The organism is Parvibaculum sp., from assembly GCF_039680535.1.
Taxonomy (GTDB): Bacteria; Pseudomonadota; Alphaproteobacteria; order Parvibaculales; family Parvibaculaceae; genus Parvibaculum.
Genome location: NZ_JBDKSS010000017.1, coordinates 1 through 12,223, shown reverse-complemented (window position 1 = coordinate 12,223; position 12,223 = coordinate 1). Strand labels below are relative to the sequence as shown.

Genomic DNA, 12,223 nt, shown 5'->3' with positions numbered 1-12,223 from the left:
CGCATTTTGACATTCGGGTCGGTAGGCAGGAATTACCTTCATGAGCCTTAGTTCGGCGATCAGTACGGCACTATCGGGGCTCAATGCGAGTCAGGCGGGGCTCGATCTCGTTTCGCGCAACATCGCGAATGCGAATACGGCCGGCTATACGCGGAAGGTCCAGCAGACGACGACCCAGATGGCGGGTAGCCAGGGCATCGGCGTCTCTCAGCTCGCAGATACACGGCTGGTGAACAGGCATCTCCTGCAGCAGATGCGCACCGAGTCCGCGTCGACGTCCTTTCTGAGCGTCTACAATAATTTCCTGTCGCAGATCGACTCGTCCTTCGGCACGCCCGATAGCGACAGTTCGATTTCGGGCGCAGTGTCGACCTTCGCGACCAAAATGCAGGCGGTTGCGACCACGCCGGACGACGACGCCGCGCGTCAGGCGTTGATCAATAGCGCCTCTACGCTCGCCTCGAAGCTCAACAGCGCCTCGACACAGGTCCAGAACCTGCGCAAGCAGGCTGAGCAGAGCATTGCCGACGGCGTTACGCAGGCCAACAGCCTGATGCAGTCGATTGCGAAGCTCAACACGCAGATCGCCCAGACCAAGGCGAGCGGACAGTCGACCGGCGATCTCGAAGATCAGCGCGACGCGGCGATCAACTCGCTGTCCAATCTCATGGGCGTGAAGACGGTGGAGCGCGACGACGGTACCGTCGCAGTCTTCACGACCGGTGGACAGCTTCTCGTCGACAATGCGGCGGCGCAGCTTTCCTTCGACCAGCACGCGAATCTCGATGCGGGCTCCGCCTACAGCACGGATCCGACGAAGCGTTCGGTCGGTACGATCACGCTCAGCCAGGGCACCACATCGGTGGACCTGATTGCCTCGGGCGCCATCCAGTCCGGTTCCATCGCGGCCTATATCAAGCTGCGCGATACGGACCTGCCGCAGGCACAAAATCAGCTCGATGAGTTGGCCAGCCAGCTTGCCCTGTCGCTGTCCTCGGACACGGTGTCCGGCACAGCGGTTTCCAGCGGTGGCGGCGCGGGCTTCGAACTCGACCTCAGCGCCTTCGTGTCGGGCAACACGACCGGCGCCACGGGCACGCAGGTCAATTTCAGCTATACGGACGGCACGGGCACGCACAATGTGTCTGTCGTGCCGGTCTCCGACCCGTCGCTTCTGCCTCTTCCGAACAGTGCGACGACCAATGCGAATGATACGGTGGTCGGCGTCTATATCGACCCGAATGCGAGCGCCAGCGCGCAGATGGCCAGCATCGTCTCGGCACTGCAGGCGGTGTTGCCGCCTTCGCTCGTCGTTTCGAACCCGAGCGGCAATGTGCTCAGCATCGTGGACGACGGCACCTCGTCGGCGACGGTGAATTCCGCTTCGACGAATGTCGTCGAAAATGCCGATACGCTGAAGGATGGGCTCGGAAGCGGTCTCTCGCTCTTTGTCGATGGCAACGGGCAGAAGACCTATACCGGCGCTCTCGGCACGCCATCGCAGATCACGGGCTTTGCCGGACGCATTCAGGTCAACGCCGCCATCGCAAACGATACGACTTCGCTCGTCCTCTATCAGACGGGCGCTGATATTGGCGACGATACGCGGCCGAATGAGCTGCTGGGCCGTTTGACCGATACGAGCCGTGTCTATTCATCGTCCACGGGTATTGGCAGCGCGGCGACGCCGTATAGCGGATCGATCGATGCCTTCGCCCGGCGGGTCGTCTCCTATCAGTCGTCGCAGGCGACATCGGCCAATACCGACTATACCGCGCAGAAGGCCACCTCCGACACGCTGCAGTCGAAATTCGACAGCGAGACCGGTGTCAGCGTTGACCAGGAAATGTCGAACCTGATCGTCCTTCAGAACGCCTATGCCGCCAATGCGCGGGTTATCTCGACCATACAGGAGCTCTTCCAGACGCTCCTGAGCATCGGACGCTAGTCATGCAGATTTCTTCCCTGTCCCAGTCCACGGCGATGAAGAACAGCATCGCGAACATTCAGTCGCAGCTGGCGGACCTTCAGCGGCAATTGACGACGGGACACAAGGCCGACACTTATGCGAAGCTCGGTTCAGCGACGAGCCTGGTGCTGTCGCTGAACAATCAGGTCACGCAGTCGAACAGCTATATCGATACGATCAATACTGTTCAGCTTCGTATCCAGACCTCCGCCGATGCGCTGACCAGCATCAACAGCATGGCGTCGAGCATCAAGACCGGGAGCCTCACTTCGTCGTTCAATCTGAGCGCGGGGACGGGGACACAGACGAGCTTTCAGACGACCGCCGGCGCCTATCTCGACCAGATGGTGAGCCTGCTCAACCAGAGCGTCGCCGATCGCTATCTTTTCGGCGGCAAGGACACGCAGACGACGCCCGTGGTTTCGACGGATCTGATGCTGAATGGCGATACGACCCATGCCGGCCTGAAGACGGTGATCGACGAGCGGGCCAAGGCCGACCTCGGTGCAAACGGCATGGGCCGTCTCTCGACCAGCTCGCCGACCGCGGACTCTGTTTCGCTGACGGAAGACACGGGCGTGTTCGGCTTCAAGCTTTCGTCGGTCAGTTCAAACCTTTCGGGCGCCACGGTGACCGGCCCCACCGGTTCGCCGGCATCGCTCAATGTTCAGTTCGGCTCCACGCTGCCGACGGAAGGCCAGTCGATTTCGGTCGATATGAAGCTGCCGGATGGCACGACAACGACAGTCAAACTGACCGCCACGACGAATAGTCCGGCCGGGGCAGGGCGGTTCACCATCGGCGCCGATGCCACCACCACGGCCGCGAATTTCCAGTCGGCGCTCACCACTTCGATCAAGACGGAAGCTGCCTCGACGCTCAAGGCGGCCTCGGCCGTCCAGGCCGGCAACGATTTCTTCGGCAATCCGCCACAGCGCGTCAGCGGCAGCGATCCCTATACGGCGACGTCGCTGCAGAACGGGACCGCGGCCGATACCGTCTTCTGGTATCAGGGGGATACGAGCGGCACCGCGGGCGACAATTTTGTTGCCACCGTGGGTGATGGGCAGCAGATCGCTTATGGCGCCCGCGCGGACCAGAGCGCCATCGTGACGGCGCTGAAGGCGGCTGCCGTTATCTCGGTCGCCCAGTATTCCGCGACGGATACGAATGCCGCCGCTTCCTATTCGGCGCTGACGCAGAGAACGGCGACGGCGCTCAATTACAAGGGCACACAATCGATCGAGGGCATCGTCACCAAGCTCGGCCTGCAATCGTCCAATCTCGACTCCACCAAGACCAGTCTGCAGACGCAGATTTCGACGAGCCAGAGCCTGCTCGGCGACAATCTGAATGCCAATGACTATGAGGTTTCGACCAAGCTCACGACACTGATGACGCAGCTTCAGGCGAGCTACCAGATCACCTCGTCGCTCTCGAAGCTCTCGCTGGTCAGCTACATGTGACCTGAGCGGCAAGCTCCGAAAGAAAAAAGGGCCCGGAAATCCGGGCCCTTCTTATTTGTTCTGTGGCTTCTTCAGCTCGCCTCCGCCATGGGCTGCAGCGGCTTTTGCAGCAGACCAGCGGCGATCTGGCGGTTGATGTTGATGAGCACGTCGAGAAGGCGTGCCTCGGGCTTTGCGTGGATTTCAAGCGTCCGATTGAAGATGAAGATGGCGAGATTGGCGATGTTCTGCTTGATCTCGCGCGGGAGAGGATGATCCATCTCGGCGGCTGAGGTCGCATAGACCGTCCAGATCTTGCGATTGTAAAGCAGGGCGTCGGCCAGTTCGCGGCGATCGTGGTCTTCCCAGTTGTCGCGCAGTCGCTGGAAGCGGCTGGCGGCCTTGAGCAGGATCGAAGCGTCGAATTCCCGAGGGTCGCCCGTGACCATCGTTGCCGTCTGATTATAGGCCTGGTGATGTCTTTGCATTGTTGAGGAGTGTCCCCTCGTATTCGATGAGCTTTTTGGCTTCCTTCAGGCCTTTATACATTTCACCCGTTAAGATTTTACTGTTTATCGAGTCGATATAGGGCGCCGTGCTCGGCGCCGCGCGCAGGACATCGTCGATCAGCTGGAAATAAAGAGGATGGTGCTGCTTCGCGTCGGCCGCCAGGTACATCATCTGGAGCACGATATAGATCTTCTTGCAGGGCGTATCCGCATCCTCATACCGGAGGATGTCCTTTTCCCGCAGGATAGGTGCGTCGCCCTCGATGAAGAGCCGGGTGCGCTGATCGTCATTGGTGATGACGCTATCGCCGAGAATGAAACGTTCTCCGGGCTTGAGTTCGACTTTGAGGGCCATGGCTTGTCCTTGGGCGGCGGGCGGAAACCAGAATCGATTTTGCCCAGTTTAACCGGGGCCTGTGCGTTTCAAAAGGAAACGGCGGGGGCTTGCGCCCCCGCCGTCCCTGTCTGACAGGAATGGACCGTATCAGAAGAGCCTGGTGATGCTCTGGTTCGCCTGGTTCGAGATCGACAGAGCCGTGGTCGCAAGCGACTGGCGGGTCTGAAGGGCGAGCAGGTTGGCGGCTTCTTCGTTCGAGTCCGCGAGGGTCAGGTTCGAAGCACCGGTCTGGAGCGTCGAGATCATGCTCTTCGTGAACGACTGGCGGTTCTGCACGACCGACAGGTTGTTACCGAAGGCGGTCGACTGGGCGCGGAGCGTCGAGGTCGCCGCGTCGAGCTTGCTGATCGTGGCGTTGACACCGGACTTGTCGACCTTGCCAGCCGAGCTCCAGTTGCTCTGCGCCACGGTCGTCAGGTTGAGGCCGCCCGAAGACACGTCCTTGCCGGCAATGTCGAGCTTGCTCGAGCCGCTTTCGTTGAAGCTCACGGAGAGGCTGGTGCCGCTCTGGAGCAGGTTGACGCCGTTGAAGCCGGCATCGTTGGCCTGCTGGTCGATCTGCGTGAGCAGGTCGTTGTACTGCTTCACGTAGGTCGCCGTGTTGTTGACACCGTTGCTCGAGGTCGCGGCCGAGAATGTGTGCTTCGTGTCCGTGATATCGAGCTTGTCGCCCGAAGCGGCGCTGATGACCAGCTTGCCGCTGGAGTCGACCGAGGCGGAGATACCGGCGGCCGCGGCAGCGGTCGAGTTCGTGATCTTGGTCGCGATTGCGGTCACGGTGGAGCCCGACGTGATCGACACCGACGCAGCGCTGGTGCCGCCGAGCGAGATCTTGAGCGTCGAAGCGCTGGTGCCGGTGACGGAAGTCGTCAGCGTCGTGGCGGTGTTCGAGGCCTGGAGCGCCTGGTTGGCCGTCGATTTGGCCTGGGCGACAAGCTTCGTGATCGCGTCGATACCCGTGCTCGCCGCATTGATCGTCTGGACCGCGAGGCCCATGCTGTCCTGGAGCGTGGAAAGGTCCGAAGCGCGGTTGTTGAGGCCCGACGCCGTGAAGTAGGAGTTCGGATTGTCGACGGCGCTGTTGACCTTGTTGCCCGTGGCAAGACGGTTGTTGGTCGTCGACATCATGTCGGCGGTGTTCTGAAGGGTCAGAAGGTTCTGACGAACGCCGGCCGAAAGCGTGATTCCGCTCATTGTATTTTTCCTTTCCTAGGAACGAATGTCGTGGGCTCTTCCTGAGCTCGCGAGGACTATGCGCCCGAGGTCTTAAGACCCGGTAAAATGCTCCAAAAAATTTCTCGGATTTTTCAAAAAAAGAAGCGGGGCCCCGGAAGGGCCCCGCTGGGTCGTCTTTATATCTGCTTCAACCGGCTTAGAAGAGCTTCAGAACGCTCTGCTGGGCCTGGCTGGCGATCGAGAGGGCCTGCACGCCGAGCTGCTGGCGGGTCTGCAGGGCCAGCATGTTGGCGCCTTCTTCATTCGTATCGGCGGTGATCAGGTTCGACGCGCCGGTCTGAAGCGTGTTCACCAGATTCTTCGTGAAGTCCTGGCGGGCCTGCACGATGGACAGGCTCGAGGCGAAGGAGGTCGCGAGGCTGCGAAGCTTGTTCGTGGCCGCGTCGTTGCTGTTCTGGACGGCCTTGATGGTGTCGTCATTGTTGAAGGCGTCGTAGGCGAGGGTATCGAGGCCGATACCGGCGGAACTCGAGTTCACACCTGCGATCGACAGCTTCGAACTCTGATCCTCGTTGAAGTTGACGACGAGGTTCGTTCCCGACTTCAGGAGGTTCGTGCCGTTGAAGCTCGCGTCATTCGCCAGCTGGTCGATCTGCGTCAGCAGATTGTTGTAGTCGTCGATCAGCTTGTTGCGGCTGGTGCCATTGGACGACTTATTGGTGTTGGTCGTGTCCGAAAGGGCGCCACCGGTGGCCGTGGCATCGCCGCTCAGGGTGAGCTTGTCACCCGTAGAGACCGTGAACTTCAGGAGACCGGCCGAGGTCTTGGTGACGCTGAGGCCGGAAATGCCCGCGGCCGAGATTGCGGCCTTCAGATCGCCCGCGCTCTGGATATTGGTGGTGAGCGGGACCGTGACGGCGGATTTGTTGCCGATCTTGATCGTCACGGAGCCATTCGTGGTCGAATAGTCGTGGGCGGTGACCGTTTCCGTCAGCGTCGTCGGCTGAATGGTCGTCTGCAGCGCCTGGGTCGCGGTCGCCTTGGCCTGTTGCACAAGCTTCTGGATCGCGTCGATGCCCTGGCTCGCAGCATTGATGGTCTGGACCGCCAGCCCTTCATTGTCGAGCAGGGTATTCAGATCGGAGGCGCGGCCGTTCAGTCCCTTTGCCGTGAAGTAGGACTGTGGATTGTCGACGGCGCTATTGACCTTGAGACCGGTTGCCACGCGCTGCTGCGTCTGGTCGAGCAGCTTCGCCGTGTTCTGCATGCTCAGCAGATTGGAGCGCATCGCGCTAGAGAGAACAACGTCAGCCATTTCTATCACCCTCTTGGGTTCTGCCGGCGAGTCTCGGTCCGGCTCGAGTGTCATACTGAAAATTAATGCTTAATTCCGCGTAAACGCGTGGCGGTCCAGCCCAAATTTTTGCTGGATGAGGAAAATCGGCCCTCACCGCCATCTTTCGTTCGCCTACGGAGCATTCAGTTTCTTGTACTCGTGTACTTGCTGAACCGTTAAGTAGCAAGGAGCGGGCCAGTTTGAAAACGTAATAAAAACAATAGGTTATATTCTTGTCGCCATCGTCGCCCCCGGCATGGGCTGCCGGGGCGGCCATTTTTGCCGGGCGGCATTTGCCGCGCCGGGCGTCGCGCGGGCTCAGGTCCGGGCGGACCCGAGAAGAGCGCGGGCGTCGGAAAGAATGCGCCCGATAAGCTCCGGCCGGTCGAAGCCGGGCATGACCGGATAGATATGAAGCGTCGGATGCCAGGGCAGGGTGCCCGTGCCGATCTGCATGGGGTGATGCGCCGGCATATAGAAGAGACCCGGCACGCCGAGGGCACCGGTCATTTCGGCGGCCGCGTTCCACAATCCGGTCACGAAGTCGAGTTCGGCGGTCAGCGCCGCCGTTCCGTCGAGATCGTTATGTGTGTCGAGGCCGGGCATTTCATGGATCGTGAGTCCGTGCTTCTCGGCGGCCTCGCGAATTTCGTCCTGTGGATCGCCGAATTGAAGATTGATCAGCTTGAGGCCTTCGATCTCCTGGAGGCGAGCCCAGTCCTGAAGATCGGTGGCGAAGATGTTGCGGACAGGGTTGCGCAGTCCGGAACGCCAGGTAAGGCCGACTTTCGGTCCCTGGCCGAGGCTTTCGAGCCATGCGCGCGCGGCTGCGCGCTTTTCGGGGCAGGCGACCAGCGGCCTTGCGCGCGCCGGAAACGCATCGAGCGTGCGGCGACGCAGCGACGCCGCAATGCCGGCAGGCGCGGTGAAGTCGAAGTCGATCTCGTCTTCGGGATAATTTCCAAGACCGGTGGCCCGGTCCTGTTCGACGCGAACGGTCGCTTCGGGCCAGCTGCGCCGGTAGAGATCGACGAGGCGCGGCTCCGTTTCGACGATGACATGGCCCGCTTCGGCGATCAGCTCTGGAATGACGGTCGAGAAACGCAGGTCGTCGCCCACGCCCTGTTCGCGCCAGATCATGATTGTCTTGTCCGAGAGATCTTGCCCTTCCCAGAGCAGGCCGGGGAAAGGACGCATGGGCTTGCGCTGCCCGCTGCTGAAGCCGAAGCCATAGATGTCCCAACCCTCGAGGCGTCCGACCGAGAGCAGGCAGAGTGCGAGATTCCACAAAATGCCGTCATGCCCGGGATTGAGTTCCGCAGCCTTCTGGTAAGCAGGCAGAGCTTCCTCCGGGCGGCAGGCGGTCTGGAGCGCGGAGCCGAGATTCACATATGAATGATAAAGGTCAGGCGCGAGCTCGATCGCGCGGAGATGCGCGCCGATCGCTTCGTTCAGCATCGCCTCGTCGGCAAGGATATTGCCGATATTGGTATAGGCGATGGCTGCGTCCGGCGTGAGTTCGATGGCGCGGGAAAGGGCGTCCACCGCCTTCTGCTTTTCCTTTATGGCCGCAAGCGCGTTGCCATAGGCGATCCAGGTCTCGGCGTCGGTCGGGTTCAGCTCGGCGGCGCGTCCGAAGGCGTCAGCAGCTTCCTGCGTGTGGCCGAAACGGGCGAGGATCGTTCCCTGATGATAGGCGACGATGCCATCGCCCGGTGCGAGGCGGGCGGCTTCGGCCAGGGCGGCAATCGCCTCATCGGGGCGGTCCATCTCCGCGAGCATTTTGCCCCTGCCGCGGTGTAGCCGGGCATCGTTCGGCGCCGACCGGAGGCCCTGATCATAGGCCGACAGCGCCGCTTCGTAGTTTCCGAGAACGTCGCTTTGCAGTCTGGCCGCTTCGATCAGGGCGTTGATGTCGGCCGGATCAAGCCGTGCGGCTTCCGAATAGTGGTGAAGAGCGTCGAGGTTTTTGCCCTCGAGAGCGAAGACATGCGCCAGATTGCGATGCGCGGTGCTGTAATCCGGATCGACGTCGAGCGCCCGCTGCAACATTTCGATGGCGCGGTCGTTTCGACCGGCTTCATGCGCAAGAACGCCCATGAGGCGGAGTACGCCAGCATTGGCGGGGTCCTGTGCGAGCGCCATGCGATAGTGGCGTTCCGCGTCGGCAAACTGGCCTTTGCGATGAAAAACCTGTGCCTGTTCTATCGTCCGGTTCAGGCCGATCTGCTTCGCAGCGCCCTGACTGCTCGATTTCGACATTGAAGCCGCCCCTATGTCCGGTCCATGGCCGGCGCGGCGCGCGCGGAATGGACAATGCCCGAATGTGCCTCAACACTCGCGCGGACAGGGTTAGCGTCAGGTTAATTTTAAGGCGGCGTTAGCGTTAAACGCGCGCGTCGTGAGCGATGGCGGCGGGCGAACTGCCGGCGGGGCGGGCAATGGCGGCGTTGCGGCCATATCCGAGCACCGGCGCCTTCTTCTCGGAAACCGCGTTCGCGACGGCCTTAAGCAGCCGTTCGGAGACCGACTTCGCCGCGCCGAGCGCCACTTCATTTGCGCGCAACAGGCTGTCGAGTTTCGTCATGGCCGCCTTGAGCGTCGCGACCTTCTCGGCAGGTGCGCGGTCGATCAGGTCCTTGCGCAGCGTCACCGCGCGGACATCCAGCGCATATTCATTGGCAAGGCGGATCTTCTGCTCCTGAAGCTCGCCGATCTTCAGCGGCTCGCAAGCCTGGAGGTAGCCGGTTTCGCGGATGATGACGTCGCCGAGCTGGTCGGCGACGGCAAGCATGCGGTCCACCAGGGCGGCAGGGGTGAGGTCGCTTGCGGCGATGCGGTGCGGTTCGCTCAATGTCCTTGCTCCTGAAGCTTCAGAATTTCGTTATAGATGCTGGAAGCGATGCCGATGCCGCCAGCCTTGGTCATTTCCTTGCCGTACTGGTCGACGAGGAGCGACCGGAACATGCCTTCGCCTTCGCCGCCATCGAAGGGGCCATCGGACTTGATGCCTTCGAACATCGACTGCGCCATGACCGAGATGAACTGGCTTTCGAATTCCTGCGCTACGGCCCAGGCCTTCGCATTGCGCGTCGCGCCGGCGGTCGACGCCTGCATTGGCGTGTGGACATAGGCAGGGGTGGCGGCGAGGCTCGCGATCATCACATCACCTCGATTTCGGCCTGGAGCGCGCCTGCGGCCTTGATCGCCTGAAGAATGGTGATCATGTCGCGCGGGCTGACGCCGAGGGCGTTAAGCCCGTCCACCAGCTCCTTGAGACTGATGCTGCCATCGACCATGGCGAGCTTGCGGCCTTTGGACTCTTCGACATTGACGCTGGTGCGGGGCACGACCACCGTCTGGCCGGTGTTGGAGAAGGGTGCGGGCTGGCTGACCTGCGGCGTCTCCGTGACGCTGATGGTGAGGTTGCCCTGCGCGATGGCGACCTTGCTCACGCGCACATCCTGGCCCATCACGATCACGCCCGAGCTTTCGTCGATGACGACGCGGGCGGCAAGGTCCGGTTCCACGCGAAGCTGTTCGATGTCCGTGAGGAGGTTGACGACATTGCCCGAATAGGACGGCGGCACCGTCAGCTGAACGGTCGTCGGATTGTTGGCGACAGCGGCGCCATTGCCCAGAAACGTGTTGATGGCGCTTGCGACGCGCTGCGAGGTGGTCAGATCGGGGTTGCGCAGCGCCAGACGCAGCGTCTTGAGCTCTGCGAGCTTGAATTCGATCTCGCGTTCGACAACGGCGCCATTGGCGATGCGGCCATTGGTCGGTACGCCGCGCACGACGGACGAGGCGTCGCCCTTGGCGGAAAAGCCGCCGGTCGCAACCGAGCCCTGAGAGACGGCATAGACCTGTCCATCCGCGCCCATGAGCGGCGTGACGAGCAGGACGCCGCCCTGAAGATTGGTCGCGTCGCCGAGCGCGCTGACGGTCACGTCGATGCGCGTGCCCTGCGGCGCGAAGGGCGGCAGGTTCGCAGACACCATGACGGCCGCTACGTTCGCCGTCTTGATCTGGCTGCCGCGCGTATTGACGCCCAGCCGTTCGAGCATCGCGGTGAGGCTTTGCTGCGTGAACGGTGCATTGCGCAGCGTGTCGCCTGTTCCGTTCAGACCGACAACGAGGCCGTACCCCACGAGCAGGTTGTCGCGAACGCCCTCGACGTCAACGATGTCCTTGATGCGCGATGAGGCTTCGGTCGTCTGCGGCAGGACGAGCGCGAAGACGCCAGCAATAACGAGGAGCAGCGCAGTGAAGCGGAGGAAGGCGGCGATGTGCCTGAGCATGTTCTGACCGTCTGACGCGTAAAGAGTTCGGTCCTTCCAAGCGAAACCCATGCCAGCGGTTCGTCTCGCGACGACAGGCGCTAAATGCCTGATTTTATTGGTGCGGCGCGTTCGCCTGGGCGGTTGCGTCGCGGCACGCCCGGCAAGTTTCGACGAGGCGTCAAGCTGCGCCCGGCAATATCTGCCGGTGAAAACCTCATGCTTAACGCCGCTTTAACGGATGAGGTCCATGATCAGCGTCGAACAGGTCCATAACGTCCGGCATTGTCGGCCAGGGGACTCGGGGACAGAACGATGAAGATTGGCGGTACACGGCAGATCGGCCAGGCGGCGGGCAAGCGCTCGGCGTCGGCGCGCGGCCTGGGCTCCGGCTTCATGACGGAAGAAGCGGACGAGGGCAGGGGCGTTGCGGGCCTTGGTGCATCGGCCTCGCTGGGAGCCGTCGATGCGCTTCTCGCCTTGCAGGGCGCGGGTGCGGCTGGCGATGCGCTGACCTCACCGCGCCGCGCCATTGCGCGGGGCGAACAACTGCTCGACATGCTCGACGACATAAAGGTGGCTCTGCTCGCAGGGCAGCTGCCACAGTCGAAGCTCTCTCGCCTGCTCAATGCGGTCGAGGGGCAGAGGGGACGCGTGCTCGACCCCGAGCTTGGCGACATCCTCGATCACATCGAGCTGCGAGCGCGGGTCGAACTGGCAAAGTTCGGCGCCTTCCCGAAGGACTGACAGGGCCGCGGACGCGTCCGTGGAGCCGCAGGCAGACTCGGGTTTATTATTCATAATCCTTGGCGCTTTATGCGGGGTCCATAACGCCGTAACAGAAAGTTCATGTGCCTCTGGGGTGAGTGAACGTCCAAGGCGCAATATTTCTCCATATATTTCAATTGCTTATCGTTTGACGAGCTAAGTTGCCTTCGGTTATTGAGAATCGAGAATCCTCTCCCTATACTCCGGCGCGTTTTCTGCGTGTGTGTCAGGAGAGATCACCGCGAATGGTTGTCCGCTTACCTAAAGGCTATGTACCGTCCGAGGACGAGCCGTTCATGAACAAGCGGCAGCGCGAGTATTTCCGGCGCAAGCTGGAAAAGTG

General features: G+C 61.7%; 11 protein-coding genes and 1 pseudogene. 4 read left to right on the top strand and 8 right to left on the bottom strand.

What is annotated here, in order from left to right; translation table 11 throughout:
• The first annotated feature begins 40 nt into the window (after positions 1 to 40).
• Together flgK and ABFC66_RS12325 are read left to right on the top strand one after the other, a co-directional pair.
• A complete protein-coding gene (gene flgK, locus ABFC66_RS12330; RefSeq protein WP_346741264.1) occupies positions 41 to 1,948 on the top strand; it encodes a flagellar hook-associated protein FlgK in 1,908 nt (635 codons plus the stop codon).
• 2 nt (positions 1,949 to 1,950) lie between these two features.
• Positions 1,951 to 3,435, top strand: coding sequence for a flagellar biosynthesis protein FlgL (locus ABFC66_RS12325; protein WP_346741263.1), 1,485 nt, complete (start codon positions 1,951 to 1,953; stop codon positions 3,433 to 3,435).
• 71 nt (positions 3,436 to 3,506) lie between these two features.
• Here the strand turns inward: ABFC66_RS12325 and flaF are convergent, their stop codons facing one another.
• The 8 genes from flaF to ABFC66_RS12285 form a co-directional block, all read right to left on the bottom strand.
• Positions 3,507 to 3,902 carry a flagellar biosynthesis regulator FlaF gene (gene flaF / locus ABFC66_RS12320; protein WP_346741262.1) on the bottom strand — a complete coding sequence of 132 codons (396 nt, stop codon included), beginning with the start codon at positions 3,900 to 3,902 and terminating at the stop codon, positions 3,507 to 3,509.
• On the bottom strand, positions 3,877 to 4,278 hold the full coding sequence (gene flbT / locus ABFC66_RS12315) for a flagellar biosynthesis repressor FlbT (RefSeq protein WP_346741261.1): 402 nt from the start codon (positions 4,276 to 4,278) through the stop codon (positions 3,877 to 3,879). Before flbT ends, flaF begins: the two co-directional genes overlap by 26 nt.
• 129 nt (positions 4,279 to 4,407) lie before the next feature.
• Positions 4,408 to 5,514: a flagellin gene (locus ABFC66_RS12310; protein WP_346741260.1), complete on the bottom strand. Its 1,107-nt coding sequence runs from the start codon at positions 5,512 to 5,514 to the stop codon at positions 4,408 to 4,410.
• A 178-nt stretch (positions 5,515 to 5,692) separates the two neighbouring features.
• Positions 5,693 to 6,811 (bottom strand): flagellin, encoded by a 1,119-nt coding sequence (locus ABFC66_RS12305; RefSeq protein WP_346741259.1) that lies wholly within the window; start codon positions 6,809 to 6,811, stop codon positions 5,693 to 5,695.
• A gap of 339 nt (positions 6,812 to 7,150) precedes the next feature.
• On the bottom strand, positions 7,151 to 9,094 hold the full coding sequence (locus tag ABFC66_RS12300) for a tetratricopeptide repeat protein (protein WP_346741258.1): 1,944 nt from the start codon (positions 9,092 to 9,094) through the stop codon (positions 7,151 to 7,153).
• Positions 9,095 to 9,218: 124 nt separating this feature from the next.
• Positions 9,219 to 9,686, bottom strand: coding sequence for a hypothetical protein (locus ABFC66_RS12295; RefSeq protein WP_346741257.1), 468 nt, complete (start codon positions 9,684 to 9,686; stop codon positions 9,219 to 9,221).
• Positions 9,683 to 9,994 carry a rod-binding protein gene (locus ABFC66_RS12290; RefSeq protein WP_346741256.1) on the bottom strand — a complete coding sequence of 104 codons (312 nt, stop codon included), beginning with the start codon at positions 9,992 to 9,994 and terminating at the stop codon, positions 9,683 to 9,685. The genes ABFC66_RS12295 and ABFC66_RS12290 overlap by 4 nt, the downstream gene beginning before the upstream one ends.
• A complete protein-coding gene (locus tag ABFC66_RS12285) occupies positions 9,994 to 11,133 on the bottom strand; it encodes a flagellar basal body P-ring protein FlgI (RefSeq protein WP_346741255.1) in 1,140 nt (379 codons plus the stop codon). Before ABFC66_RS12285 ends, ABFC66_RS12290 begins: the two co-directional genes overlap by 1 nt.
• Positions 11,134 to 11,427: 294 nt before the next feature.
• Between ABFC66_RS12285 and ABFC66_RS12280 the strand changes: the two genes are divergently transcribed.
• Both ABFC66_RS12280 and ABFC66_RS12275 read left to right on the top strand, forming a co-directional pair.
• Positions 11,428 to 11,859: a flagellar assembly protein FliX gene (locus tag ABFC66_RS12280; protein WP_346741254.1), complete on the top strand. Its 432-nt coding sequence runs from the start codon at positions 11,428 to 11,430 to the stop codon at positions 11,857 to 11,859.
• Between the two features lie 266 nt (positions 11,860 to 12,125).
• A pseudogene (locus ABFC66_RS12275) lies at positions 12,126 to 12,223 on the top strand (RNA polymerase-binding protein DksA); the annotation flags it as partial.